At 44.3% G+C, this 26,117-nt stretch carries 23 protein-coding genes and 1 pseudogene; 9 read left to right on the plus strand and 15 right to left on the minus strand.

Annotated elements, in window-relative coordinates; genetic code table 11:
- Positions 1–56 precede the first annotated feature (56 nt).
- Positions 57–956, plus strand: a complete 900-nt coding sequence (locus ABF487_RS00495; RefSeq protein ID WP_263779633.1) for an AraC family transcriptional regulator — start codon at positions 57–59, stop codon at positions 954–956.
- A 248-nt stretch (positions 957–1,204) separates the two neighbouring features.
- On the opposite strand, the gene ABF487_RS00500 is transcribed toward ABF487_RS00495, so the two are convergent.
- The 4 genes from ABF487_RS00500 to ABF487_RS00515 form a co-directional block, all read right to left on the minus strand.
- Positions 1,205–1,372: a hypothetical protein gene (locus tag ABF487_RS00500; protein WP_263779632.1), complete on the minus strand. Its 168-nt coding sequence runs from the start codon at positions 1,370–1,372 to the stop codon at positions 1,205–1,207.
- Positions 1,373–1,682: 310 nt separating this feature from the next.
- Positions 1,683–2,639: a GRP family sugar transporter gene (locus ABF487_RS00505; protein WP_263779631.1), complete on the minus strand. Its 957-nt coding sequence runs from the start codon at positions 2,637–2,639 to the stop codon at positions 1,683–1,685.
- Between the two features lie 29 nt (positions 2,640–2,668).
- On the minus strand, positions 2,669–3,592 hold the full coding sequence (locus ABF487_RS00510; protein ID WP_263779630.1) for a sugar phosphate isomerase/epimerase family protein: 924 nt from the start codon (positions 3,590–3,592) through the stop codon (positions 2,669–2,671).
- Positions 3,593–3,661: 69 nt separating this feature from the next.
- Positions 3,662–4,711: a Gfo/Idh/MocA family protein gene (locus ABF487_RS00515; protein ID WP_263779629.1), complete on the minus strand. Its 1,050-nt coding sequence runs from the start codon at positions 4,709–4,711 to the stop codon at positions 3,662–3,664.
- A 208-nt stretch (positions 4,712–4,919) separates the two neighbouring features.
- On the opposite strand from ABF487_RS00515, the gene ABF487_RS00520 reads away from it, so the two are divergent.
- The 5 genes from ABF487_RS00520 to ABF487_RS00540 all read left to right on the plus strand — a co-directional run bounded on the left by ABF487_RS00520 (position 4,920) and on the right by ABF487_RS00540 (position 9,082).
- Positions 4,920–5,912 (plus strand): LacI family DNA-binding transcriptional regulator, encoded by a 993-nt coding sequence (locus ABF487_RS00520; protein ID WP_263779628.1) that lies wholly within the window; start codon positions 4,920–4,922, stop codon positions 5,910–5,912.
- Between the two features lie 218 nt (positions 5,913–6,130).
- On the plus strand, positions 6,131–6,442 hold the full coding sequence (locus ABF487_RS00525; protein WP_263779627.1) for a PTS sugar transporter subunit IIB: 312 nt from the start codon (positions 6,131–6,133) through the stop codon (positions 6,440–6,442).
- Entirely contained in the window at positions 6,439–6,783 is a 345-nt protein-coding gene (locus ABF487_RS00530; RefSeq protein WP_263779626.1) for a PTS lactose/cellobiose transporter subunit IIA, read from the plus strand. Before ABF487_RS00525 ends, ABF487_RS00530 begins: the two co-directional genes overlap by 4 nt.
- Before the next feature lie 56 nt (positions 6,784–6,839).
- The gene (locus ABF487_RS00535) at positions 6,840–8,270 is read left to right on the plus strand and encodes a 6-phospho-beta-glucosidase (RefSeq protein ID WP_263779625.1); all 1,431 of its coding nucleotides are present in this window, start codon (positions 6,840–6,842) and stop codon (positions 8,268–8,270) included.
- A gap of 74 nt (positions 8,271–8,344) precedes the next feature.
- Positions 8,345–9,082, plus strand: coding sequence for a GntR family transcriptional regulator (locus tag ABF487_RS00540; RefSeq protein ID WP_263779624.1), 738 nt, complete (start codon positions 8,345–8,347; stop codon positions 9,080–9,082).
- On the opposite strand, the gene ABF487_RS00545 is transcribed toward ABF487_RS00540, so the two are convergent.
- Complete coding sequence (locus ABF487_RS00545; RefSeq protein WP_415634184.1) at positions 9,079–9,993, minus strand: ROK family protein; 915 nt, start codon at positions 9,991–9,993, stop codon at positions 9,079–9,081. The genes ABF487_RS00540 and ABF487_RS00545 overlap by 4 nt on opposite strands.
- Positions 9,994–10,193: 200 nt before the next feature.
- Between ABF487_RS00545 and ABF487_RS00550 the strand changes: the two genes are divergently transcribed.
- Complete coding sequence (locus tag ABF487_RS00550) at positions 10,194–10,559, plus strand: hypothetical protein (RefSeq protein ID WP_415634185.1); 366 nt, start codon at positions 10,194–10,196, stop codon at positions 10,557–10,559.
- Between the two features lie 56 nt (positions 10,560–10,615).
- On the opposite strand, the gene ABF487_RS00555 is transcribed toward ABF487_RS00550, so the two are convergent.
- The 3 genes from ABF487_RS00555 to ABF487_RS00565 all read right to left on the minus strand — a co-directional run bounded on the left by ABF487_RS00555 (position 10,616) and on the right by ABF487_RS00565 (position 14,666).
- Positions 10,616–11,641 carry a polysaccharide pyruvyl transferase family protein gene (locus ABF487_RS00555; protein ID WP_263779622.1) on the minus strand — a complete coding sequence of 342 codons (1,026 nt, stop codon included), beginning with the start codon at positions 11,639–11,641 and terminating at the stop codon, positions 10,616–10,618.
- A complete protein-coding gene (locus tag ABF487_RS00560; RefSeq protein ID WP_263779621.1) occupies positions 11,634–13,025 on the minus strand; it encodes a sugar porter family MFS transporter in 1,392 nt (463 codons plus the stop codon). Before ABF487_RS00560 ends, ABF487_RS00555 begins: the two co-directional genes overlap by 8 nt.
- A 231-nt stretch (positions 13,026–13,256) precedes the next feature.
- Positions 13,257–14,666: a C39 family peptidase gene (locus tag ABF487_RS00565; protein WP_263779620.1), complete on the minus strand. Its 1,410-nt coding sequence runs from the start codon at positions 14,664–14,666 to the stop codon at positions 13,257–13,259.
- Between the two features lie 352 nt (positions 14,667–15,018).
- On the opposite strand from ABF487_RS00565, the gene ABF487_RS00570 reads away from it, so the two are divergent.
- Complete coding sequence (locus tag ABF487_RS00570) at positions 15,019–16,551, plus strand: ATP-binding cassette domain-containing protein (protein ID WP_263779619.1); 1,533 nt, start codon at positions 15,019–15,021, stop codon at positions 16,549–16,551.
- Here ABF487_RS00570 and ABF487_RS00575 read toward each other — a convergent pair.
- From ABF487_RS00575 to ABF487_RS00595, 5 genes are all read right to left on the minus strand, one after another.
- Positions 16,548–17,711: a class C sortase gene (locus ABF487_RS00575; protein WP_263779618.1), complete on the minus strand. Its 1,164-nt coding sequence runs from the start codon at positions 17,709–17,711 to the stop codon at positions 16,548–16,550. The two genes, ABF487_RS00570 and ABF487_RS00575, sit on opposite strands and share 4 nt — an antisense overlap.
- Positions 17,708–18,595, minus strand: coding sequence for a class C sortase (locus ABF487_RS00580; protein WP_415627806.1), 888 nt, complete (start codon positions 18,593–18,595; stop codon positions 17,708–17,710). The genes ABF487_RS00575 and ABF487_RS00580 overlap by 4 nt, the downstream gene beginning before the upstream one ends.
- A gap of 76 nt (positions 18,596–18,671) precedes the next feature.
- The gene (locus ABF487_RS00585) at positions 18,672–20,192 is read right to left on the minus strand and encodes a SpaH/EbpB family LPXTG-anchored major pilin (protein ID WP_415634186.1); all 1,521 of its coding nucleotides are present in this window, start codon (positions 20,190–20,192) and stop codon (positions 18,672–18,674) included.
- Complete coding sequence (locus ABF487_RS00590; RefSeq protein WP_415634187.1) at positions 20,189–21,352, minus strand: pilin N-terminal domain-containing protein; 1,164 nt, start codon at positions 21,350–21,352, stop codon at positions 20,189–20,191. The genes ABF487_RS00585 and ABF487_RS00590 overlap by 4 nt, the downstream gene beginning before the upstream one ends.
- Complete coding sequence (locus tag ABF487_RS00595; RefSeq protein WP_415634188.1) at positions 21,349–23,988, minus strand: SpaA isopeptide-forming pilin-related protein; 2,640 nt, start codon at positions 23,986–23,988, stop codon at positions 21,349–21,351. Before ABF487_RS00595 ends, ABF487_RS00590 begins: the two co-directional genes overlap by 4 nt.
- A 346-nt stretch (positions 23,989–24,334) precedes the next feature.
- Here ABF487_RS00595 and ABF487_RS00600 point away from each other — a divergent pair, with 346 nt between their 5' ends.
- The gene (locus ABF487_RS00600) at positions 24,335–25,090 is read left to right on the plus strand and encodes a MerR family transcriptional regulator (protein WP_415624714.1); all 756 of its coding nucleotides are present in this window, start codon (positions 24,335–24,337) and stop codon (positions 25,088–25,090) included.
- Positions 25,091–25,118: 28 nt separating this feature from the next.
- On the opposite strand, the gene ABF487_RS00605 is transcribed toward ABF487_RS00600, so the two are convergent.
- Positions 25,119–25,418 carry a hypothetical protein gene (locus ABF487_RS00605; protein ID WP_263779610.1) on the minus strand — a complete coding sequence of 100 codons (300 nt, stop codon included), beginning with the start codon at positions 25,416–25,418 and terminating at the stop codon, positions 25,119–25,121.
- Between the two features lie 288 nt (positions 25,419–25,706).
- Positions 25,707–25,843 (minus strand): annotated as a pseudogene (locus tag ABF487_RS00610) (hypothetical protein); the annotation flags it as partial.
- Between the last annotated feature and the right edge of the window lie 274 nt (positions 25,844–26,117).

Raw genomic sequence — 26,117 nt, forward strand, 5'->3', positions numbered from 1 at the left:
TTGTTTTTGTAAGCGTTTTCTATTAGAATAACAACTAAAAGTATAACGATACTGACATGAATAAATTGACGAACACATTAAAAGATTTCACAAAACACGGCGACCCGCTCACACCGCTCGCCATTTACGACCAGAATTATCCGCATGGTGGTTTGAATGTGCCCTACCATTGGCATGACGAATGGGAATGGATTTGGGTCCAACAAGGCGATCTCAGTTTTACGATTGACGAAAAGAAGCTGATTGTTCACGAAAATGACATGGTTCTGATTAACAGCTGCGTGCTGCACGAAATCCGTTCAATCAAAAATACGCCTTCCCTGCACCATGCAATTGTTTTTTCTCCGGAAATTTTAAAGAGCAGTTACGAAGATCAGATGATGGTGGAATTGATCAAACCCTTTCTGACTGGGAAAATCGTTTTGAACACCTTGCTGCCGGCCGACCGCAATGCGAAATACCGGGCTTTGATGCAGGGTATTATCACAGCACATGCGACCGGTCAAAAAGATTGGTATTTTCAAAGCAAAATTTTGATTTTGGAACTATTGAATCTTTTCTTTTCGGATCATCTTTATCAGACCCGCCAAGAAAAAGACCACGTTGATTTAAATGAACATTTCTTCCAAGCGGTCAGTTACATTCACGAAAATTACGCCAAAAAGATTACGATCTCTGAGTTGTCGCAGATAACCGGCCTCTCTAGCGAATATTTTATTCGTAAATTCAAAAAGACTTATGACCAGACGCCGCTTACTTACATCAATAATTTCCGCCTTTATAAGGCCAGTCAAATGTTGGCTGAAACGCACAATGACATTACCGAGATCTGTTTTGCCTGCGGATTCAACAGTGTCAGCTACTTTATTAAGCTATTCAAACACGAGAAAAACATGCCACCTGGCAAATACCGCAAACAAGCCCTATCCAACAAAAAGCGTGCAACTGAAAAGTGATCTTCAAGCAATTTAAAAAAATAGTTTAAGCACGTGCATTTTCAAAAATATGTGTTAACATAATTGGTGTAAGCGCTTCCGAAGTTATTCCACTCATAAAAGTAATCACTTAAAGCTATCAGTAGGTCGCTTACATTAATCAATTCCATTTATGCTCGACCCGCAAGCAGGTACATGGTTCTCCGCCCTTATTGCTTGCGGGTTTTTATATACAAAAAATCCCCGGCGAATGTCAGGGATTTATGTTTTTACATCTTCTTTTTTAAATTGAAAAGCGTCCCAACGGCAAAACCGAGTGCCACGCCCAGGGCAATATTAGCTGCCGCAAAGGCAAGGACTGGTTTGACAGGTAATTTTGTTTTAATGGTCAATGGTCCGCCGAACATGTCATGTGCTGGTTTGTTATGGTCTTTCATTCTTGCCTCCTTGTATAAAAAAACAGCTCCCCCGACAGTCTTGAATCATTTGGCACTGCCCAAATGCTCTCACTGTAACCATTTCAATGCCGATGTCTTGAAAGCTATTGCTCAAACACCGAAACATAAATGCTGGTAGGAACTGCTCCGGGTCTCATGAGATCCAATTTGCTCATACGAGAAATCTTTCGAGTGGCTTAAACCGCTTTTATGATCTCTTAAACCCTATAAACATCATAACATAGATCTGATTGAAAAGAAAGCGCTCTCACAAAATTATCCTAAACCTTTAATGCCAAAATCCGCGATCTCATAAAAGATTGGTCAAAAAATCCAAGTTGCTCATGATTGCAGCTCCAAATACTGCAATAATCGTACCGATGATAATCAGCCTCATCTGATAGCTAGTCTTCTTTTCTTTCAATATGAAAATACCACCAAAGGTACCAACAATAAAGCCCATAGAACTGAGCGTTGAAGATACGGCCTGGCCAAGATTTGGATTGGCAATTGAAATAAATAATGCGATGTTGCCAATTCCCCAAACAAAACCAGGAATAAAGTTTTTAAAAGTACTGGCGTTAAAAATCTGCTTAGTCTCATGCGTGATCAAATAAATAAATAAGAAGGCACCGATCACCATACCAACGGACTGCGGAAAAATGATCGTAATCATATATTGGACTCCGTGATCCGCGTTAAGAATACTTTGAGAGACATGCATCCAGCTTTGCAGCAGACGCGGCGTAATAAAGTAGCCCATGAAGCCAAGTGTTGAGAAAGTCAAGGGCAGTAGACCCGCTAATGATGACTTTTCTCGATTGTCAGACCTAGTCTGCGTGCGATCACGCGTCTGAATAAGCATGGCCCCGATAACAATCAAAATGATACCGATAATCGCAACAAACCACTTGGCCATAGTTTGCCACTCTCCTAGTACAGCTGCCCCTAACAATGCATTACCAACAATTTGACTAGTCATCGATAATGGCACTGCTCTGGAAACTCCTAAAGATTTAATCGCAACGAATTGAAAACCTTGTCCAACAGTCCATAAGATACCTGATATTGAACCAATCACAACAATCGTCGAATTCATTGTATAGTTGTGCGGCAATACCCATAATAAATAAATTAGCACACCAAATATCAAGCCACCAAAAGTTAATCCTAGTGTCTGCTGAGATGAATTCCCGCCAAATTTTGTTGCAAACAATCCAAGTGATCCCCAACACAAAGCTGGAATCAGTGCAATGATAATCGCCATTTCTTTGTCCTTCCTAAACCCAGTTTTACTCAAAACAGATATTGAGATAAATAGTGTGCCGACTGAAGCATCCCGGCTTTTCGAACAGCTAGGCTCTTATCAAAGGCCGCGTCTTCCATCTCAACTGCGCCGGTACCATCATAACCAACATCTGTCAGTGCTGAAACAAACTTGCCAAAATCAACATCACCCAGCCCAGGAAGCTTCGGTACCATAAACTGCAGAGGTGTCGCTAAAATACCAACATCGGATAACTTATTCTCTAAGACTTTAATATCTTTGAAATGAATCTGAAAAAGTTTGTCTGAGAATTCATAAATCGGGGCAATGTAGTCCATTTTCTGCCAAACCATATGCGATGGATCGAAATTAATTCCTAAGTTTTTGGTTGGGAGAATTTTGAATATTTCGCGCCATGTCTGCGGTGAATAAAAGATATTTTGCCCTCCTGGCCATTCATCATTTGTAAACAGCATTGGACAATTTTCAATACCAATGCGAACATGCAAGTCCTCAGCATACTGCAGAATGTCTGGCCAGATCTTGGCAACTAATTTATAATTATCTTCTAAATTCGTATTCTGTTTTCTACCAATGAAGGTATTGACCAGGTCCAATCCGAGAATATGTGCTGATTGAATGACCTTCTTCAGATGCGTAATTACAAAACTTCGTCGATCCAAATCCTGATCCATCACATTTGGATAATAACCAAGTGCGGATAGAGAAACACCATGATCGGACAAATATTTTTTGATATAGCTTGCATAGCCATCATCGGCTATTACTTTGTCAACATTTAAATGACTGACGCCAGCATATTTTCTTGTCGCCTTTTCCTCTGGCCAGCTCGCTAATTCGATTTTCTGAAAATGATTTTTCTCAGCAAAATCAACTACCTCTTCAAAAGTTAGATCTGGAAATATTGCACTTAAAAAACCTAATTGAATCATTTTTACTCCTCTCAATATATAGATATATAGAAAATTTTCAAACCATTGATAAATTCATGTAGTAGCTAGCTACTTAGTCACCTGAACCGTTTTACCTAATTTATTAGATTCAACTGCAGCAAAGACAGCTCGCATCGCAGCTAAAACAGTGATCGCATCAATCATCGACGGGCGCTTTTCTAAAATGGCACTGACAAATTCATCAATGACGCCTGAATTGGCTTGGTGATCATTTGTCTGAATCTGATCAGTGTCGTAGAAAATCTTTTCACCATTTTTCAAAATAATTTTAATTGCATAATGTGGATCATCATAAATTTTCATGATGCCCTTGCTACCATAGAGAATCGTAGAATTATCTTCTTCGCCGTAATAGGTCCAGCTAGCAGACATAGTACCGATGGCACCGTTAGCCATTGTGTAGATACTGATCGCATTGTCATCAACCGCAATAAAATTACCGTCAGCATCTTTTTTGTCCAAAGTGGCCATCTTGGCCGATACTGAAACAACCCTGCTATCTAACAAATATTGAATCAGGTCTGTTTTGTGGACGCCTAAATCAAAAATAGCGCCAAACTTAGAACGATTTTGATCAAAAAACCAGGTACCAGGTCCAGCGTTCACACTCCATTGTTCAGGCCCACCGTGGCCAAAAGTAGTCTTAAAACTTAAAACTCTGCCGATCAATCCTTGAGACAGTAATTTTTTTGCAGTCAAGTGTGCCTGAGCCAAGCGCTGGTTGTGGCCAATCATTAAAGCGCGATGATAGTCTCGAGCAGCGTGAATCATGGCCTTGCAATCTTCGATAGTAGTCGCCATAGGCTTCTCACATAAGACATCTTTCCCAGCTTCAAGTGCCTGAATCGATACTTGAGCGTGCGCAGCATTGGCTAAGCAAACACTCACAGCATCTATTTTGCTATCAGCTAATAGTTCCTTGATACTCGCATAGACTTGTCCACCATACTCTTGAGCTGCCCTGGCAGCGCGTTGTGCCGTGTAGTCAAAATAGCCAACCAAGGTCACATTTGGATTCGCTGCATATTCTGGCAGATGCCTCATCTGAGCAATCTTTCCGCAGCCAATAACAGCAACGTTTAATTTTTTTTTAGTCATTTTTCTCCTTTCGTCTGCTCAACAGAGATAATTATATTCTAGAAGCGCTTACATTTCAATTAATATTTCATTTTATAAAATATTTCATTTTTAATTTCATTATTCAATGGAAGAAATCTGCGAAAGAACTATCGCATATAATTGAGCATATGAAGATTTTGCTCAATTTACACATAAAACAGCATTTGCAGAAATCGGGTCCAAAGCAATGAAAACAAAGATAAACGCTTACGATATTGCCAAGGCTGCCAACGTTTCAGCGGCAACTGTTTCTCGTTTTATGCATCACCCTGAAAAAATCAAAAATAGCACAGCTGAGCGCATTCAAGCAGCGATAGACAAGTTCGGCTATGCACATAAAGATACAAAACAAAATGGCCAAAAACGAATTATTTTACTAAACGTGCCTGATATTACGAACATTTTTTACGCAGAAGTGATTGAAGGTGCCAAAGAATCAGCTGAATCCAATGGCTATCATTTACTTGTTGATCAGACTGCCTTGAACGCATCCAATATTCTGCTTTTTGCGACTCTAATTACGAAGCTGCACGTCTTCGGCGTAATTATTCTCAACCAGCTGCCAACGTATATTTTGAACAAGATTGCTAAAATGACGCGTGTCGTCCAATGCTGTGAATATAATCCTAGTGCTCAACTGCCATTCGTATCTATAGACGATTACAGCGCTGCCAAAATGGCAAGTAAACAATTTTTAGTGAGTGGCAAAAAACAACTTGCCATGATCAATGGCAATCAAGACTTTAAATATGCGCATGAACGAGAACGTGGTTTCTGTTCCGCTATCACGGAGGCGGGCGCAAAAATCAATCCAGATTGGATTGTGTCCTTGCCTGTGATTAGTTATGATCTTGCCTATTCAACAGCTGTTCGTCTCCTAAATCAGAAAAACCATCCTGATGCCTTCTTTTGTGTTTCAGACACTCTTGGGGCAGGGGTTGTTAGCGCTGCTCGCAAATTGAAATTAAAAATTCCTGAAGATGTGGCAATTATCGGTTTTGACAACACCATTATTTCGAATGTGATCAGCCCTTCTCTCACAACTATTAATCAGCCAAAATGGCAAGAAGGTTATTTGGCAGTAGATCTGCTTGTCAATAATTACGATCGCGAGCAGCTGAACAATCCCGATAAACAAATTAATTTACCAGTTGAACTGATTGTCAGGGAGTCTACTTAAGTAATAAAGAAAGCGCTTTCAAATAAAATCATTTAGGCCCTTTTTCCCAGTTTACTCGTAAAGAAAGCGTTTACACTAATGAAGGGTTATGCTAACATGAAGTCGTTCGGATGAGTGCTCATTCGAATGAGTCTGTTTGCCGGCCCCGCCTTTTCGGCTAGCGAACAACTTCTTTTAAAGAAAAATGTAAGCGCTAACAATAAGGATTGGAGTTTAGAATGGCTACTAAAATTTTATTAGTTTGTGCAGCTGGTATGTCGACCAGTATGCTGGTTTCCAAAATGAAAAAAGCAGCTGAAGCCGACGGCATTGACGCGGAAATCCAAGCCACGGCAGCGTCTGACGCCGGTAACATCATTGAAGAAATGCATCCGGATGTTCTAATGCTCGGCCCACAAGTCAGGTACATGGAAGATGACTTTAAAAAGAGAATCGATATTCCGGTTGAAGTAATTAATATGCAGGATTACGGCCTAATGAAGGGCGACAATGTTTTAAAGTCTGCTCTGGCCCTGGTAGGACAAAAATGACAGAAGCAAAAACACTCGAAGAAAACGATCAAGAACTGCAGGTTGTGATGCAGTTGATTATGTTTGGCGGAAACGCAAAAAGCTCGGCTTTTGAAGCCTTAAGAGCTGCTAAGACAGGTGATTTCGACCAAGCGGAAGCCAAATTAAAAGAGGCTGACGGCTTCTTATCACAGGCTCACAACGCCCAGACTGCCATGCTGACAGATGAAGCGAATGGCAAGCACGCCCATGTGTCGCTGCTGATGGTACACGGCCAGGATCATATTATGAACGCAATTACCTTCCGTGACTTGGCCGGCGAGTTGATTGACTTGTATCGACGTTTGGATCAGCAAAAATAAGCATATCTGTACAGAAATTGGCGAAAGCCGCAATTAGGCTAAATTGGAGGTATTTTTTGGCGTTCTCAAAAAACTTTTTATGGGGCGGCGCTGTCGCCGCCCATCAACTCGAAGGCGGCTGGCAGGCTGGCGGCAAAGGTATCAGTATTGCTGATGTGATGACAGCTGGTGCCAATGGCGTTCCCCGAGAAATTACAGATGGTGTCATCCCCGGCAAGAATTATCCCAATCATGAAGCGATCGATTTTTACGACCGATATCAAGATGATGTGAAACTTTTTGCTGAATTAGGCTTGAAGTGCTTTCGGACCAGTATTGCCTGGTCTCGGATTTTCCCTCAAGGCGATGAAGAATTGCCAAACGAAGCCGGCTTGGCTTTCTATGACAAGCTTTTTGACGAGCTGCTGAAATACCATATCCAGCCCGTCATTACGTTGTCTCATTTTGAAATGCCCTACCACCTGGTCAAAGCCTATGGCGGCTGGCGCAATCGTAAACTGATCGGCTTTTTCACACATTACGCCGAAGTTGTCTTCAAGCGTTACAAAGACAAAGTTACCTATTGGATGACTTTTAACGAAATCAATAATCAGACCAGCGGCATGAACGACTGGTCGCTGTTTACGAACTCCGGCCTGCAGATTCAGCCAGGCGAAAACGCCGAACTGCTTATGTACCGTGCCAGCCATCATGAATTAGTGGCCAGCGCATTAGCCGTCCAAATCGGCCATCGAATCAACCCGAATTTTATGATCGGCAGCATGTTTTCCACCGGGCCTGTCTACCCGGCCAGCCCTGACCCTAAAGATACGATGAAGGCTCAGAAACTGATGCAGGCCAACTGCTGGTATGCTGACATCCAATGTAAAGGCAGGTATCCAGCTTGGCTGAAACATTATTTTTCCGTTAAAAATTATGATATCGGCATCACGCTGGCCGATGAAGACATATTAAAGGCCGGTACTGTCGACTACATTGGTTTTTCCTATTATGCTTCGCACGTCGTCAAAGCGGCCGCAGACGAACCAGCTGATTTTATGACGCCGGGCCAAAATATCGAGGTTAAAAATCCGGCCCTATCCCGATCCGATTGGGGATGGGAAATCGACCCAGTCGGCTTAAGGGTCACTTTGAATTGGTTCAGCCAGCGTTTTGACCTGCCGTTATTTATCGTCGAAAACGGCCTTGGTGCTTTTGACAAACTAGACGGTGACCAGATCCATGACGACTATCGGATTGATTACCTGAAAAAGCACATTGAACAGATGGCACTGGCCGTCGACGAGGACGGTGTCAATCTGCTTGGCTATACGCCTTGGGGGATCATCGATCTGGTCTCAGCGGGCACCGGCCAAATGGATAAACGCTATGGACTGATTTACGTCGATAAAAACGATGCCGGAGAAGGCAGCCTCAAGCGCCTTAAAAAGGACTCCTTCTATTGGTATCAGAATTTGATTCGGCATAATGGCAGTCAGCTCGCTTAAAATTTTTTAAAACGCATCCATGAGCGGATGCTTTTTTAAACGCCGCATATTTTGCCTGCTAGAAAGGATCTATCATGACACAACAAATCAGCAGCTTGGATACGGCCGCATTGGTTAAGAAAATGACAGCTGAAATTCAAAAAGGCCATATCGGTGACCACAGCCGTAAATTGGCGAGCGAACCGGAACTGATGGCTCGCTACGATGTGACCCGCTACACGCTTCGCCAGGCCTTGTCGCAGTTGGCCAGCATGGGCTACACTTACCAAGCCCATGGCATCGGGACTTTTGTTCGGCCGCGGCGAAACAGCCATACGATCACAATGCAGAATAAAGTTAACCTGGCTGAAGAATTATCACGCCAGACTCATCGGCTGGAGACAAAAAAAGCCCGTCAGCGAACCATTCCTCTTCAGGAAGCTGAATTTTTGCCAATCGGCTGCGAACTTCCGATCGGCACGAGATTAATTGAGGTCAAACGTTTTCGAACTCTGGACGGTGCGCCCTACGTACTGGAATGTTCTTATTATCTGGACGATGTTGTCGGTGCGATTCCAGAAGACGCTTTATATGGGTCTTTATTTGACTTTTTGCGCTCGCAGGCCACTATTAAACCGGGATTCTTAGACGAGATCATTTCAGCCGACACACTGACTGAAAAGGAAGCGGATTTCTTCCATTTGTCTCAGGGCGCACCAGCTTTGGTCGTGCGCGATGATTCCTATCTGAATTCAGGACAGCTTTTTGCCTTTTCCAAGCTGAAATATAATTGCGGGACCACACAGCTGTTTATGTTTAAAAAACTCAGTTAAATCCCTCCCTGATCGACTACCAGTAGCATGTGATACAAAGCCCCATACAGATTGGCATCGTTGTGGAATTTGGCCTCCATGATTTCAGGCATTTTTAAAGTCGCGTCCAGCACCGGAATTGCTTTTCTCAGTGTCAGATATTCCTTTTGAATCGTCTCGATCACGATATTTTGGGCAGAAATGCCGCCGCCAATCACGAAACGTTCACCATCAATCACGGTCTGGACATTATTAATCAAGGCTGCGATTGTTCGGCAGAAATCTTGGAAAATCGCCAAGACCCTTGGGTCTGAAGCATTGATCGCTTTAAAGACAGCTAAGCCGTCTTTTTTATTTGGCAAGTTTAAAAGCTCGGCAATCTTCTGAATCATGACAATTGCCGAACCAGTCTTCCCAATGGTCGTATCGGTTTGAATGTCCTGCCAGTCGGACATAAAGCTCAATTCACCGGCTTGAAAATGGCTGCCATATAAAAGTTGGCTGTTGGCAACGATACCGCCGCCGACGCCCGTGCCTAATGTAATCACAGCACCATTTTTAATGCCCTTTAAATTTCCCAGCCATAATTCTGCCAGTGCGGCTGCTTTGGCATCGTTTTCCACGGTGACAGGAATGGTCTCGCCTAGATTCAGCAATTCCGGTAAGGATTTGTGATCCATAAAAGGCAGACTGCCGCCACCATAAATAATCTCGCCATGGTCATGATCGATTGTGCCCGGCACGCTGAAACAAATACCGCGAAAACGGCCGTCGAAACGTTCGATAATCGTTTTAATTGCAGCCATGAACACATCTAAATTCTGGTCCGGCGTCGCCACTTTGTCGTGTTCGATCAGATTGCCGGAATGATCCAGCAAACCATATTTAATATCCGTCCCGCCAATATCAAAGGCTAAATAATCTTTCTGCATCTTCATTATCCTCATTGCCCATTTAAAACAGACTACCTACATAAACAATTATATATGAAAGCGTTTACATTAGAAACATGTTCGTATTATAATTAAATCAGGCGTTAATTTGCCTGTTTCACCGAACTATTGCAGCACAGTTCAAAACAACCTATTGAAAATCACAGTCAACTTTAATAACCAAAGGAGTGTTCATTTCCATGGAAGAATTCAAAAAGTTTCTCAAAATTACCGCATCATTTGCTTTGATTACCGGCGGTATCTTGGTTGCCAGCACAGTATTTGCGGCTAAGAAAATTGATGAGTCGGCAGACGATTGGACGGACAAAGCCGATTCGCTGAAAGATAAATTCACAGATAAGGTCAAAAAAATCTCTGATAAAACTACCGGCGAAATCTTCCAAGAAGGCAAAAAGACACTTGGCGATGCAGCCAGCAAAGTCAAAGATGTCTTAACTGATGCAACTGGTGTTGTCAAAGACAAGGTCGGCGAGCTTGCCAGCAAAAAAGACGACATGATGCGTAAAGTCGATGAAGTAGAAAAACAGCAGAAAAAACAGGACTAAAAAAAGGACCACAAGGGTCTTTTTTTGATTGAGTCCGTATAATTAAGGGCACAAAACTATTTCATCGTCTGCAAATGCCTGGCAATCAAGCGGTGCAGCTGATCAAAATCGGGGCGAAGATCAAAATCATGTATTTTGCTGGCCATTAAACGATCAACAATCTGCTTCAAGCGATTGGGATCCGTCTCATCCGTATAATCAATCCAATCAATATGTTCAAGCCAATCGACATAAGCATGTTTGCCCTTGCCGTAACTGTTGCCAAAAAGCAGGCACGGTGTCCCGGTCAGCACAGAAAAGACCATGGCATGCCAGCGGTCGGTAATGATCATTTCTTGATGGGCAAACAATTCCAACTGCTGGTTAAATAAGGTTTCGCGTGTCAATGGACTAATTTTGTCAACCGAATCCAAAACCGTATCTGTCCGGTTAATCGGCCGGCCGTTATTCAGGATCGTCTTCATCGAATCCATCAAGGGTTCGTCAACAACTTTTTCGCCATCATGGCGCAGCACAAAAAGTGCACCCGACCGTTTAAAATTGAATTTTCTTGGCTTAAAATACAGCACCATATCAGGCGTAAACAGGACACGATTCTCAAAAGTGGTCTGCATACGGTGATAGCTTTGTGCATCACGTGCAAGCAAAAACAAATGCGGATTTTTCTTGTAGGCCGCTTGGCTTAACCGCTGTTCTTTTTGGCCAAAAGGCGTCTCTTCGAAATGGATAGATTGCGGAAAAGAAATCGTCAAATTATTAACAAAAGTCGAGAAAACGGCACGGCGCGCAGTCTCGTGGTCCGTATAAAGGCTGCCCATGTTGCCGCCGCCAACAAAAGCGACGATATCTTGGGAAGTGATGATTTTCTCAACTGCCGCCATACCGCTTTCGTTATCATCTTCCATAATTTCAATGTATTCAAATTCAGGAAATTCAGCTTCAATATATTTACGTGCAGCTAAAGAGACAGCCTGATCACCCATGTTCGTATAACTAGGAACCCCAAACATAAAAAATTTCGGCCGGCTGTTAGTTGGCAGCACAGAAGCTGCTTTGGTCGTTTCAATAAAAAAATCAGGCATGTTTTTCTCCTTTTTGTGTGACATATTCGTTTTGCATATAGGCTGTGTGGACGCGGCGGCCGTCCAAAACAAAGATTGACAGCAGCACACTGACACCGTTTGCAGCCGTGAAGATAAAGAAGACTGCCGCAGTGCCGAGCGCTGTGATCAAGATAGGATAGATCAAAGCAATCAAAAAGTTCGTCATCCAAAGTGTCGTGGTTGATAAAGCCATAAAACGCGCTTTAACACTGGCTGGGAACATTTCCGACATAATCAGCCAGGTAACAGGGCTGACAACACCTTGGTGACTGGCCAAAAATAGTGCTAACAGGAGCAGAATCACAATGTTGCTAAGCCAGCCTGTCAATAGATGGAGCTGCAGAACCAAGCCCAGAAGCCCTAAAAAGAAGATGTTTCCGGCCAGGCCGATCAAAAGCATTCGATGATGGTCATAACGATCGATCATGCTCGTACCAATAATGCTGGCAATCACTGAGACAATCCCGATCAGAATATTGGCATACAGCGAAGCGCTTTGTCCCATGCCGCTGCGTTCCAACAGAATCGTGCCGTAATACATGACCGTGTTGACCCCCGAAATCTGCTGAATCAAAGCAACAATTGAGCCCGAAATCAGCAGATAAATCAAGCTGCGGCTTTTAAAAATACTGCGCCAGCTCAGTCCCTGAGATGCCTGCCCTTTGGCCGGCTGACTCTCTTTGATACGAACCAGGTCAGCTGCATCGAATCCGAGTTTTTTAAAGGCACGCCGCGCTTTTGCAAACTGCTTTTGCAACAATAGCCAATGCGGGCTGTTAACGATATGAAATGAATTAATCCATAGGACAATCGCAGGCACGCTGGCTAGTAAAATCATGATGCGCCAGATTGGGCCCCAACTGCCCCAGACGTTTCCCAAAAGGGCATTCATACAAAAGGCTGCTAATTGCCCCAAGACAATAAAAATGGCATTTTTGTTCACATTGAACGCCCGCACAGCCTCCGGCGAGATTTCAGCTAGATACATGGGTGACAGACTCGATGCTGCACCAACGGCTAAGCCGAGGATGAATCGAAAGACTGCCATAAAAACAAAGTTCATCGACAAAGCACAGAAGATCGTCGAGACAGTAAATAAAAAAGCGACCCATCGAAGGCTTCGGCGGCGGCCAACTTTATCGGCAACGCGTCCGCTGGCCAAAGCACCAAAGCAGGCGCCGAGAACCAAAGAACTCGACACAATTCCCTGCAGCGCCGGTGTTAGATTCAGCTGATCAGGTTTGCTCATGAAGACCAAAGCACCATTAATGACGCCAGTATCATAACCGAACAGAAAACCGCCCAGTGCAATCACATAGCTGCTGTATCGCAAAAAGCCGTTGCTAATTGAATTTTTCGACATTTTATTAAAGAAAATAACCGCCTCCTAACGGAATTTGTTCATGACGCCAAATAAAAAAGGAAAAAGATCTTAAATAACTTCAAGACTGGCAAGAAAATACCAACCCTGATTCCCGCAAACATGTTGCACAATGAAAACTCTCTTAAGAAAAGATTACCCTTTTTTTACTAATTTTTCAGCAAGACGGATGAATTTCAGTCGGAAAAAGCACAATAAAAGGGCGGAAAAGCCTTAAATGATCGGCATTTCGGCAATATAGGTTTTATCCAGCGCAGCCATCACATAAAGGGTTAATCGGCTTTTTTTGCCAGCAGTCTGTTTTTTGATTTCTGATAAATCTAGGTAAACATTCCCAGATTTAGTCGCGTGCGTATAGTAAAAATGCTGCCCCGCCAAATCCTGGTCTTCTGGATCAGCTGTCAAACTATAAGCCAAGCTGCCGGACTTAATTTTCAAAGGATCGCTGGCATCGGCAAAATCAGCAGGAAAAGCAAGTCGGTGCTGACCCAAATACAAAGCGAAAGTATTTTTTTCATCGGTCGGGCGCAAAAAAGCCTGCTGTCGTTTTGTACGGTCAGCAATCACAGCTGGCTTATTTTCATGAATGATATAGGCCATATGTGTCGACCAGGCGTTTTGAAATTGCGACAGACGATAGCGTTTGGCTGCCTGCTGATTGGAAGCGGCAAAAGGATCGTTGACTAAGACATACTCTGTGTCGTCGATCGTCTGAAAACCGCGTACCAGCAGCAAATGGCCGTGAGTCGGCCCATAGGTGTTTTCCAGATGAGGCAGTGTCTTATCATTGGGGTCATTTGTATACTGCACGCTGACCCCGACCGGATATCCAGCCGCAATTTCTTTTTTCAAGCCGTCAATTGTCGTGAATTCGGCATAAGCCTGAAAACCGTAACTGCCGGCCAAAGCCATGTTAAAAGCCCAATTGCCAAAACCTTGATAGACGTAATCGTAATCCTGATAAGCCGTCTCTTCGACTAAAAGATTGCGGCCCATCCGGTTCATCGCCATCGTGATCGTCGTCGGGCTGCAGATATTGGGCGCCAGCTTCGGATCCCGTACCAGTTGGGCATAGGCCGGCGTCGGGATGTCTTTATTCAACGGCATCCCACTATCATGATCGTGTTTTTGTTCATCTGTCAGAACAGAGAAACCAATCAGCTGCAGCGTCGGCGTCAAAGTCGTGTGATCGCTATGCAAGAAGGCCCTGATTTGGACTTGATCGGCCCGGGCATCGTGCCTGACAATCAGCGTATCTGTATCGACAAAAGCCAGAGAATCGGCATCGTTGGTCACGCTGGCAGAAGCGATCGTGGTTCCCCATTTGCCCCAAGAAAGCCAAGCCGACCACTGATCGCCGACTTTCACGCGTGCCTGCAATTCCAAATAAGTGCTCTGGGGTGTTTGACCATTCCAAGACATTAACAGCTGTGAAAAAGCCGGTGTTTTAAAGGTATCGGACTGAAAAACGCCTTGCGTCTCGTAGTTATCGTCTGTCTTTGCCAGTGCCAATTCCGCCTGGCCCTGATGCCGGTGCAGCGTGAGATCCGTCAAACTGCCGGCAGCGAACTGTCCCTCTTGATTAATTAAAAAAGTATTATCGGCTACTCGGATGAAATTCATGATCAGAAAGGCCCTTTCATGATGATTTTGCTGTTATCGTACCTTAAAAAAGCCGACAAATCAAAAAAATTCGTGAGTTTTCTGAAGGCGGTTTTTCTGTTTGATGCCGGAAGTTGCCGGTGATATTACTGTGATACAATAGCAATAATTATTTGGAGGCTATAGATGCGGAACTAAGCGCTTGTTTCAAATTTTCAAAACGTGATGTTTTGTTAATTCAAAGCAATGGCTGCATGCGCATAAAAATAGTTTTTAAAGAGACGCGCATCAGCCCTAATTTCGAAAGAAAAGAGGGCTTTTTATTATGACAAATTTAACTTTTTAATTCACGAAATGTTAAAAAGGAGAATTTATGCAACTATTAACGATCACAAAGCTGCGAAAAGAAATCGCCGGCCAAGTGCTTTTTTCGATTGACCATTTGGCCATGTCCAAAGGCGATCGTATCGGTATCGTGGGCAATAATGGCAGCGGTAAAACAACACTATTGAAGGCAATTTTCAATAAAGACACAGCGATTCATTACCACGTGTCTGCGGCGATGCTGCCACAAATCCAAGACCTCAATCAGCAGAGCGGCGGCGAAAAACAGAAACAAGTACTGCTGCAGCTATTGAAAATGCCGGTTGAAATCCTGTTATTGGATGAACCCAGCAGCAACCTTGATGCAGACAATCAGCAATGGCTGATAAGCAGTTTGAAAAAATTCTCAGGCAGTCTGATGATTGTGTCTCATGACCGAGCTTTATTGGATAGCCTGGCAAACAAGATTTGGGCTTTTTCCGGCGGGCAGGTCACAGAATATAGCGGCAATTACACGGAATACCAAGCACAATTAAAGGCCGCCCAAGCACGCCAATCAGTCGCTTATGCGCTTAATGAGAAGAAGAAATCCCGCCTAGAGGCTCAGGTTATTAAGCGCACTCAAGCTGCTTACCGCGTGAAAAAAGGCAATCGCGGCAAGTTGTCGCAATCTGACAAGAAAGCGGTCAGCAGAAGCAGTCACGATCATTTGGAAAAGAAGCTCCAGAGCGGCGCTAAAGCTATAGAAAAACGGATTGCGCGCATGCCAAAATTGAAAAAACCAGCACATGAATCCCGACTGCAATTTGTTGATTTATCAAGTAAGGAAAAACATGGGCAAACTTTACTCCGTCTTTCGAATTTCACACTAATGCGAAATCACCAGCAGCTGATTGCCGGCATCGATTTAAAACTGATTTTCGGCGAGCACCTCGTTCTAAGAGGACCAAACGGCAGTGGTAAAACAAGCTTATTAACAGCAATTGCTGGCAGCAAAGACCCAAAAATCTGGCGGAATTCTTCGGCTAGAATTGGCTATTTCAAGCAGACACTGCCTCTAGCATCTCCTGATGAGACACTTTTTGCTCTTTTACGCCGGCAATCCAAGCAGACGAATCAAGTGATTCTTCACTTATTAGGCAGCCTCGGTTTTAATCAAACTCTATTTAACCGGCCGATGAAACTGCTTAGCGGCGGCGAACGCGTAAAAGCAAATTTAGCGGCCGTGCTGCTGGGCCGATTCAATCTATTGCTGCTGGATGAAGCGACCAATTTTTTAGATATCAGGGCCATGGATGCCCTGCGGGATTTCATTAATAGTCATCCTGGCGGTGTAATTCTTGTTTCCCATGACCAAAATTTTGCTGACCAAATTAAAGCAGGCCAATTAGAAATTCATCAAAAAGAGCTGATTAATCCAACTGTGCAGCCGAAATCGTCAAAAAGCAACCAGCTGCTGCTTTTAGAGCAGAAAAAAATCGAGCTCATGTCAGACCCCGAGCCCGATTTTATTGCCATTCGGAAAATAACAAGTTTGATTGCTGATTTAAGCCAGCAATCAAACTCATGCAACAAAATTTAATGATCCAAGTAAACAGCCAACTGGCCATCATGATTGATAAACAGCCACTTTTGCCTGCCATCCGGGTAAAAACGCATCTGGTGGTCGCCCAAATGGCGCATCCCCACCTGGCAGCCATCCCCATCAGTCCCTTCAGTCAGCTTCAGGTAATAGAGACCGCCAGGCAGATCAGCAAACAGCATCCGCCCACGCAGGTCTGAACGCGCCATGATTGGTCGCCCGCGGCGTTTTAAAGGTTTCTTACGGTTGACGGCCATTAAATAACCAGTGACACCGGCCATTTCTTGGCGGCGGCGGTCGTAAATCCGCAGTGCCAAATCAACATGATTTTTCGCTATCAATGAAGCATGAATACTGCGGTATAACCACCGTAATTGACCAGCGGCCAATAATAGAACTGCCGCTAAAATCGAGATTTGAATCCAGTTGTTGGCAGTCGCCGCCTGCCTGGCCTGCTGCCCCATGGCAGGATGATAAGCCACGCGATGGCCTGTGACCAAAAGCCGGTGGGAATTGATCATATAAGGCGTACAAGTCAGCAAAGTCACCAGATCACGGCCGGGCTCGATCCGCAAAGCACGATAATTATTCGGTTTAACGACACGAATCCGATCCACCCGATAAGCTAACTTCTTTTTCAGCACGGTCAGGATAAATAAATCGCCTTTTTTCAGCTGATTTAAATTCGTAAACAAAGTCCGTTGCGCCAAGCCGCGATGGCCCGTGATCACAGAGTGTGTGTTCGGTCCGCCCAGTGGAAAGGAAGTTCCCTGCAAAACACCCGCGCCGTAGTTTAAGATTTCTGAATTAGTCTCATCAAATAGAGGAATCCGCAGGCGTATCTTGGCAATTTCAACACTGCCGATCAAATGTTTTTTCAAATCAACACGGTGCGCGGTATCAGCCCCGGAAAAGGGGTCGACGCCTGGATGCAGGCCGAATTGCGTAATCTGCGCATTCTTTTTAGCCATGGCCGCTTCTTTTTTACTAATATCAGCAGCCGTCTCTTTTTCCAGCAACCTGATGCGCTGCTGGTCAATAAAATTATTCACAGCACCAACGTAAAAGGGATAAAGGGCAATCAAGGAACCAGCCATAAAGAGCAGGATCAGCCACAACTTGTTTTTGTGTTTTTTACGCGAAGAACGGTCTTTTTTCATGGCTGCTCCTTTGCTTTATCGCGATAAAAGCGGCGAATCTGCCAGTAGACAAAGTAGATAAATAATAATAAGGCTGCCGCAATCAGTGAGAGATAAAAGGTCAGATAGGTCGTCTGAGTGCTGACTGTTTTTTTCTGTGCCCGGTCAAATTGACGCTTATCCAATCCAACATGCCGGCCCGTCACTAACAGACGATGGGTATTAATCATATAGGGTGTGCAGGTGACAAGCGTGACAAGGTCCTGATCCTGTTTGATCTGAACATCTTTTAAATCGTCGGGCCGCACGACTTTGATGTCAAACACCTGATAAGCCAATCTTTTCCCAAGAATCTTCAGGAAAAATTTATCCCCTTTTTTCAGGCGGTCGATATGCGTAAACAACTGCTGGTCAGGCAGGCCATTGTGTCCGAGCAAGACAGCATGGGTACTTGATCCACCCGTCGGATAGGAACTGCCATCAAGTAACGTAATCCCTTTTTCCAGCAGGGTGTCGTTTGTCTTATCAAAAATCGGCAGGCTGAGCGATATTTTTGGAATAAAGATACTACCCAGTGAATGCTGATAATAATATTGGCGGCTTTTATTGGGCACGCGCTTGACAGCCCGACCAAGAATATCTTTAATCGGCGAAATCCCGATCTGTTGATTTTCAAGACTCTTCTGGCGGTTTTCTTTTTGCAGGCGTGTGATTTTAGCGGCCTGGCGATCGGCGTTACGTGAATTTTCCTGAGCAACCTTTTTGATCTGCCCTTGGTAGGCGAAATTAATCACACTGTCGGCGGCAAAAGGATAGAAGAAGACGAGAAATCCGATCAAAAACATCAAAGCAATGAACAGTTTTAACAAGACGTTGAAAGTTTCCGGACGATGTTTTTTCATCATTCCTGCTCCGCTTTCCAGCTAAGAAAAACTCCGGACCTAGAGAAACGGCATCCGAAGTTTTAAACAACTTTTGAAATTAGATTTCTGTTTGGTCTTGACGCTTCTTGTTCCAGAGATAGGCACTTGCCATCAAAATCGAACCGATGACCAGGAAGATCACAATTCCCGAACCGCCGGTAGCAGGCAGTATACCCTTTTGAATATTGACAATCGTGATTGTGTTTCTGTCACCATAGCTGCCCTGAGTCACAGTGAACTTAACAGGAGCGGTCAAAAGCGCATAACCTGTAGGTGCTTTTGTTTCCAACAGCGCATAGCTTTCGCCGGCTGCCAGCTTAGCAGAGTAGGCAAGGCCCTTCAGGCTCAGCATGCCTGCGGCATCAGAGGTATAAACAGTTGCGCCTGCTGCTGCGGCATTCCAAGTGTAGCTGCCGTCAGCAGCTTGTGTTGCGTAGGCAACGATGTCGCCACTGGCATTAACTCTCACGAGCTTGAATTCAGCACCAGCTAATTTAGCGGCACTTTGCTTGTCTTCCTTTATGAACTTAGCACCGCCAGTATAGATAACCGGTCCCGGTGTATCAGTTGTTGTCAAGTCTGTCCCATTTCCGATAGCCAGAGAAGCAGTGTTGTTCAATCCGGTATCGGGTGTTGCGGCATTAGTCAGAACTGCCTGATAAGTAATCATTAATTTCTTACCAGCTTGTGCACGAACAGCTGCACTGCTTGTATCAAAGGTAATCTTGTAGCCCAAGCCTTTGCCGGCTGGCTGATTAGCAGCAACTGTATAATCAGTGCCCTTGACCAAGCCTGCAACAGCAACTGAGGCTGTATTAATATCGATACCAAGATCAGGTGTATCAACAACAGTAAAGGTATCTTTGTCCTTGATGTTCCAGGGAACAGCGACCTGGATTGTATAACCGAAGGTCTGGCCGTAAGCAGCGTTGAAAATCTTGCTGCCATCAGGCAGAGTCACAGTCAAATCCAGTTTGCTTTGATCAGTCAAATCCTTAACGATCGGATCTGCCTTTTCATTTTTTGGATAAACATGAATATTGGTATTAATCTGTGTATCAGAACCGTTAGCGTAGATTGGCATAGCCAATACGATTGGTGCGGCTTTGGCAGTCACGTTCGTTGGTGAATCAGTTTCAAGGAAAAGATAAACTTTATCCTTATTGCCATCTTTTAAAGCGAGATTCATAAACGTGTAGGTGCCGTCAGGTGCTGTGGTAACGCCGCTGGAAAGCATTGTTGCATATGCCGGCGCACCATCCGTCGAAGCTGCCTGAATTTTAGCGATGGCCTGCTGGGCTGTATCGCCGGACCCACGGAATGTCAGATATTGATCGGTAACATCGTAGGCTGTAAAAGTAACGCCTGCGAGCGGCATGCCGCCAAAATCCGTTGTAACTTCACCGGTATTTTGTTTATCAGCCGGTAATTGTCCTTCATCGAAAACCCGCTTGTGCAGTGTCACATTAACTGTACTTGTGTCGGCTGCAAAAGCCTGGGTTGAAGCAACGAAAGATGAAAGTGTCAGCGGAAGCAGCAGAATTAAGCCGGCTATAAATGTCCATAGCTTATTTTTCATTTTTCAAGGTTCCTTTTCTTTTTTTGAAGCCATATGAAACTGGTTGCTAATATTGCCAGCAGTCCGGCTAGAGAAATAAGACCGATTGATTCGCCCGTCTGGGGCAGGAATGGAAAGACCTGGCCGTTGCTGCTTTTAACTGCTTTTTCGTAGTTATAGACTCTTGGTGATGCGTTTTTAAAGACATCGGCGGGAATCTGCCCGGCTACTGTTTTTGCAAGTGCCTGGCCGTTGACCGTGATTGCCGGTATATTGGCCAATGCTGAAGCAGCGGGGATTTCGACTTTGATCTGCGTGGCCGCAGCCGAAATTTCATATCCTGTCAGTGTCTGCAATTCTTCAAAATAATAGCTGCCGGCCGCCAATGTGCTGTTATCCAAAGCTACCAGGCCATTAGACCCGGAAACGATTTTTCTAACAGCAGGATCGGTCAAAGGATGATCGCTTGCCTGCCAGCCGTTTGCATTCGTCAGATAGCTTTTCTTGCCAGCGATCAGCTGATAGAAAGCGAATTTAGCGCCTGCAAGAGGCATCTGCGTATTCGTCCGTGTCCGCCCGTATTTGAAGAAATAAGGAATCCGGTTGACGATGGCGGACTTCGTGTAAAGATGAATCACAGACAGCGGGACATTGCTGTTCATTGCGTAAATTGGCAGACTGAAGGCAATCGGATCCGACCGCTGTTCAAACATCAGCTGGTTAACCGACTGTTCGTTGTTTTGCAATTGCACAATCAGGTAAGCCTGCTGAAGGCCGTTTGTCAGGTTAAATGAGGCAATGCCTTGGGCATCAGTGGTTTTTTCAGCCACTTTGGTCAAGCTATGATCAGCAATATAACTGTTGATGGCCGCTTGATCCATCGTCTTAAATTGGCTTAGGAAAACAGCCGAATCGCCTGAGTAGCTTTTCAATTGGTTACTGATGTCGTAAACGGCAAAAGCCGTATTTGCACCAGCAATCAGCCCATCCGAGCCGGCCCGTTCTAACCCGTCGTTTGCCGTTTGGGCCGGCAGATTATCCCAGCTCAAACGATGATGGAGCATGACAGTCACCTGCCCGCTTTCATCGGCCCGCGCAATCGAGGTCTTGACACCATTGACAGCAAACAAGACACCCATCAGAAGAGACGCAATAAGCAGTGATAATATCTTTTTAATCATGACTTATGCCTCCTCTTAATCCGAAATAGATACAGGCCGCTGGCTGCCAAAGCAGTCAGAATAAAGGAAAGCGAGATAACGGCATATTTTTCCGTTCCAGGTCCGCCCGTTGCCGGGAAGACGTTTTTCACAGTATTTTTAACTGTCAAAGCGATTTTATTATTGCCGTTAGCTTCCAATGAAGAAGTCCAGCCATCACTATTCGTCACTGTGACAGTGCCGTCAGCAGCAATTGTGACTGTAATGGTCTTATTGAAGGGCATATAACCGTTAGGGGCTTGTGTCTCTGTCAGCGTATAGGCGCCAACCGGAAGGCCATTGAAGGTAAACGTTGCTGTTGCACCGCTCTCTTGAGCGTTAATAACCGTACCATTCGCGTCTTTTAACGTGAATTGTGCACCAGTAAGCGACTTGCCAGTCGTCTGGTCGATCTTATTGACCACCAGATTAAAGGCTTTGAGCGCATCATACTTGGCCAGCACAATCACAGGTGCACCGAGAGTAGTCTTCTTAAGGTAGAAATTGTCGACACCCGGCAGCGCCGCAGACGTGATTTCTTGATTACTTGCATTAAAGAATTTTCCTTGATCATCAACACGGAAATTAAAGGCCGTTGTCTCTAAAGCGTAGCCGTCCGGGGCTTTGCTTTCCCGGATTTGATAATAGCCCGGTGTAATTTTCGTATTTGCTGATTGATTGCCGTTAATCGTAATCGGGCTGAAGGATAAATCGACAGTCGTCCAATTACTGTTGTATTTCGTAATCACAAATTGCGATCCTGCCAAAGGAGCTTGGTTGTTGCGGCTGTATTTCTCCGCATTGACGCCGAGTTCGCTGTTCGTGATTGTAAAGACACCGTTATTATTAGCAATATTGGAAACAAATCCTGTCACTGCATCTTCGGACACGACCGTATAAACGAAATTCGCACCTAAATTATTGAACTTAGGCAGATAAACCGTATTCGCGCCGCTTTGCAGCTGTGTGAAGCTTTTTGTCCAATTGTCGGACTGAGCCAAGGACCCTTTAGCTTGCTGCCAAGCTGTCGGTGACGTGGTCGAAGCACGATTGACAGTGAAGGCAACCGCTGATGGTAATGGGCTGGCAGATGTCAGCAGATTCCAAAGCTTGTTGACCTGTATCGAGACGCCCGGTGCTTTTGCCGAAGGTATCGCAAAGTCAACTTGGTTGGTCGGGTTGGCACTGTTAGGGGTTAACAGAGTCCGCCCGTTGGTCTGATACCAATGATCAGGCTGGAAAGCCGCATCTTCAGTATTAATGCGAATCTGATAATGAATCTGAACTTCCTGATTCAAGCCGATATTTAGATTTGTCGCCTGCAGATTGCTGCCTGAAATCACAGCCGTCGGCAAACTCGTAATCACATTGCTGCCGACACTGTTCACTGATAAACCAGTCGGATTGGCATACAAGAACTGGCTGCCAAGCGGGTCGTTAATAGGACCATTACTGATTGTGCTGAAATAGCTCAGTGCTAGTTGCGACTGTTCGTATAAATATTGCTGAATAGCGGCCGGCGTATTGGCAGCTTGATAGTATGGCAAACCTGTTGAATCAGTACTTGCTAAGAGCTTCATTCGTTGTTCAACTTCAGCCTGTGTTAAGTAAGTACCATCGTTAGCTAATTGGATACCTAAAGCATGAATTTCAGCACCAGCCGCCTTTTGAATTCTAGCCTCACCAAGCGTGGCCGCCCAAGTATCAGCAATCGTAATACCACTCGCTGAATAACTACTGTTGAGTCGGGAAGTATTTCCTGGTTGATCCAGTGTCGTCGAAAAGCTTGTACCGTATGCCAGGCCACCGATAATGCTTGCATTCGTGACTTTGTATGAGAAAGTCGGAACGCCATCTGTCATCAGGATCATCATTTTCTTATGATTGGCCGGTAAAGATGCCAGCATAGTACTACCATCACGAATACCCGACTGAGTGAAGGTACCGCCAACAAACGTTGGTGACAAAGCGGTATTGATTGCCGCCGCTTGAGCACTTGTGACTGGCGCAGGATTCACATGTGCACTGGCATAATTATTACCAGGACTAGAATATCCGACTAAACCAACATTGATTTTATCAGCATAACCGGAATTCAATAATGTTGCTAAGAAATCTTTGACACCTTGCCTAGCAGCCGCCGCTTTGGCTGATTCCATACTGCCTGACATATCAACAACCAAAACAATATCCAGTGGATCAACCTGCTGCTGCTCATTACCTTTGACATTCAGATAAACATCATACAGACCAGGTACAGCAGTTTGTTTCGCATACTTCCGGATCGCAAAATCCGGATTATTTGTATTGCTGCCGTACTTGATATAGGAATTAGTCTTATTGGCAGGATCGCCATTCCAAGATGTCACCCCGTCCCAAGCACCAGCTGTACCGCCTTGATGATTAACAACATCCGTCTGTCCAGGGATGCTCCAGCTATTTGCCGGAGCCGGCCGCGTGCCGCTGCTATCGGTCTGATAATTCGGTGCGATATTAGAATAAACAGTCCCGGCAGCCTGTGCAGACCTATTTGCATGCAGTAGACCAGTCATTGGCAGGAAAATAGAAAAAAGCAAAACCAGCAGTGAAAAAATGGTTAAATTTCTTGTTCTTTTCAAGTCATCATTGTTCCTTTCTTCATAACACACGACCAAGAGAACTTATACGCAATTTCCACCATGGCCCAAAATGATCGTGGTTTATGATTGTTTTCCTCTTAAGATGTATACGAAGAAGGACAAAGTGATTTCCCAAAAACCTAGACTGAGAATACCTGTCCGCGTTAAATATACCATAAATTGTAAGCGCTTACAATATGTTTACCACTTGATTCTAATAAAGATTTGTGATAGCGATTCCACATTTTTCACATTTTCGATTATTCCAGAAAGAAAAATAGAACGATCTTGATCTTGACATTGACCTTAGGTCATACTTTAAGCTAATCTTTGTCAAGGAGGCAGCATGTATCAGACCAATGAATTAGCCGAGCTAGCCGGTATCACGCCCAGAGCCGTTCGATATTATGAAAAAGAAGGCTTGCTAAAAGCCAGACGCGAACCCGAAAACAACTACCGGCTGTTTGATGAGCAGCAAGTTGATCGACTCCAGCAGATTCTCTTTTACAGGGAACTCGACTTGCCCATCCAGCAGATTAAAAGAATTCTATCGTATCAACATATTGATCGTTTGCAGATCTTAACAGTACAAAAACAGGCCTTGCAAGCTAAAAGACAAAAGCTGGACGCGTTGATCAGGCTGGCTGATCAGACAATTCTTGACGAGAAAGGACAAAAACATATGACAGACGAAGAAAAATTCACAGCTTTCAAAAGGCAGATGCTGAAAACAAATGAGCAAAAATATGGTGACGAAATCCGAGAAAAGTACGGCAGACAAATCGTCGAAGAAGCCAATGCAAAGATGCTGCACATGACTGCAGCAGATTACGAGCGTTTTCAAAATTTGGAAAAAGATCTATTCAAACAGCTGATCACACTGTTAGCAACTCAGGATCTCAATGGTCCAGAAGCCAAACAGGTTTTTGAAGACCATAAATCTTGGCTGAAAATGACGTGGACTAGCTATTCCCCAGCAACTCACCGCGGCCTAGCAGAGATGTACCTGCAGGATAATCGCTTCCAAAGCTACTACGATGATACAGTCGGTGTCGGCGCCACGGCCCTGCTTTGTAAAATTATCAAAAAATACGCAAAATAAAAACGGGTTTTGCCCGTTTTTTTAATCATCATTTCCTGACAAACAAACTCACAACATGTTGCAAAACCCGGTCCAGATAACAGCCAGGCGTTAAAGGCGTCTCGCCTAACAGCATGCGGTACACAATAATTGCCAGGATCACGAACAGTTCGACTGCAGCCGCAAAAAAGAGTGTAAATAGCACACCATCTAAATAAGACTGTTTAATCTCTTGTTTGACCCGCTTATAATCGCGTGCCCATTTCAAATTCCTCTGTTCTGCCTCGGACAAATACCAAGTGTGAACACCGCCTTGATTCGGCGACTGATAAACTCCCTTTGATGCCATGCTGCTCCTAGTAAAATCAATTTTCAGTTAGAAATTAAGATCATTATATGGTAAAAATATGTTTCCACCATTTACCGAAAAGTGGAACTTAATATAAGCGTTAATTTTATCACGTATTTTGTCATCAATTTTCCTATTATGAAGCAAAAGGAATCGCACTTTAGCCACTTATAAAACCCTTGAATTGTCCATATATGCCGATTCGGTGTTTTTTTATAACTGTTAGATACATCATCGCTTCTTGGAAATTGTTGTCCTAGAATCTTCAAACATGGAAGCAGTTGCCTGCCAATGCTTTTTTTCAAAGATGCCGCTGTCTTTAGCAGCTCATCTTGGCTAATCGCCTGCTTCCAATATTGTTCTGTTGCAAATTTTAACTCTCGATGTGCACCTATCCTGGGAAAACCGATGATAGTAGTTGTCATAAAAACCTCTTTTCAAATATCTACTCATTGACAAAGCAAAACTTCTGGCACTTCCTAATGCGTAATCACACAAACACAACAGATTTCAATCCGGAAACAAAGGTATAAAAAAATCGCTCCTGAAATACAGAAGCGATTAACGCGTTACCATCCTGCTTTACTTGTTTTGTTGCCAAAAACAAGTCTTGCCAACCATCTAAAGCAAAGCGTATGAGCTGCCTCTAATGGCGTGCCCGGTAACGAGGGCCATTCCGTCTGGTGTTTTCCGTAAACG

Origin of the sequence: Oenococcus sp. (assembly GCF_047725585.1) — a bacterium.
GTDB classification, from domain to species: domain Bacteria; phylum Bacillota; class Bacilli; order Lactobacillales; family Lactobacillaceae; genus Oenococcus; species Oenococcus kitaharae_A.

Coding starts and splice junctions, on each gene's coding strand:
- ABF487_RS00505 (WP_263779631.1), bottom strand. CDS start 2,639: ATGGCGATTATCATTGCACTGATTCCAGCTTTGTGTTGGGGATCACTT.
- ABF487_RS00590 (WP_415634187.1), bottom strand. CDS start 21,352: ATGATTAAAAAGATATTATCACTGCTTATTGCGTCTCTTCTGATGGGT.
- ABF487_RS00510 (WP_263779630.1), bottom strand. CDS start 3,592: ATGATTCAATTAGGTTTTTTAAGTGCAATATTTCCAGATCTAACTTTT.
- ABF487_RS00525 (WP_263779627.1), top strand. CDS start 6,131: ATGGCTACTAAAATTTTATTAGTTTGTGCAGCTGGTATGTCGACCAGT.
- ABF487_RS00540 (WP_263779624.1), top strand. CDS start 8,345: ATGACACAACAAATCAGCAGCTTGGATACGGCCGCATTGGTTAAGAAA.
- ABF487_RS00545 (WP_415634184.1), bottom strand. CDS start 9,993: ATGCAGAAAGATTATTTAGCCTTTGATATTGGCGGGACGGATATTAAA.
- ABF487_RS00605 (WP_263779610.1), bottom strand. CDS start 25,418: ATGGCATCAAAGGGAGTTTATCAGTCGCCGAATCAAGGCGGTGTTCAC.
- ABF487_RS00495 (WP_263779633.1), top strand. CDS start 57: ATGAATAAATTGACGAACACATTAAAAGATTTCACAAAACACGGCGAC.
- ABF487_RS00560 (WP_263779621.1), bottom strand. CDS start 13,025: ATGTCGAAAAATTCAATTAGCAACGGCTTTTTGCGATACAGCAGCTAT.
- ABF487_RS00515 (WP_263779629.1), bottom strand. CDS start 4,711: ATGACTAAAAAAAAATTAAACGTTGCTGTTATTGGCTGCGGAAAGATT.
- ABF487_RS00555 (WP_263779622.1), bottom strand. CDS start 11,641: ATGCCTGATTTTTTTATTGAAACGACCAAAGCAGCTTCTGTGCTGCCA.
- ABF487_RS00550 (WP_415634185.1), top strand. CDS start 10,194: ATGGAAGAATTCAAAAAGTTTCTCAAAATTACCGCATCATTTGCTTTG.
- ABF487_RS00600 (WP_415624714.1), top strand. CDS start 24,335: ATGTATCAGACCAATGAATTAGCCGAGCTAGCCGGTATCACGCCCAGA.
- ABF487_RS00530 (WP_263779626.1), top strand. CDS start 6,439: ATGACAGAAGCAAAAACACTCGAAGAAAACGATCAAGAACTGCAGGTT.
- ABF487_RS00570 (WP_263779619.1), top strand. CDS start 15,019: ATGCAACTATTAACGATCACAAAGCTGCGAAAAGAAATCGCCGGCCAA.
- ABF487_RS00520 (WP_263779628.1), top strand. CDS start 4,920: ATGAAAACAAAGATAAACGCTTACGATATTGCCAAGGCTGCCAACGTT.
- ABF487_RS00565 (WP_263779620.1), bottom strand. CDS start 14,666: ATGAATTTCATCCGAGTAGCCGATAATACTTTTTTAATTAATCAAGAG.
- ABF487_RS00500 (WP_263779632.1), bottom strand. CDS start 1,372: ATGAAAGACCATAACAAACCAGCACATGACATGTTCGGCGGACCATTG.
- ABF487_RS00585 (WP_415634186.1), bottom strand. CDS start 20,192: ATGAAAAATAAGCTATGGACATTTATAGCCGGCTTAATTCTGCTGCTT.
- ABF487_RS00575 (WP_263779618.1), bottom strand. CDS start 17,711: ATGAAAAAAGACCGTTCTTCGCGTAAAAAACACAAAAACAAGTTGTGG.
- ABF487_RS00580 (WP_415627806.1), bottom strand. CDS start 18,595: ATGATGAAAAAACATCGTCCGGAAACTTTCAACGTCTTGTTAAAACTG.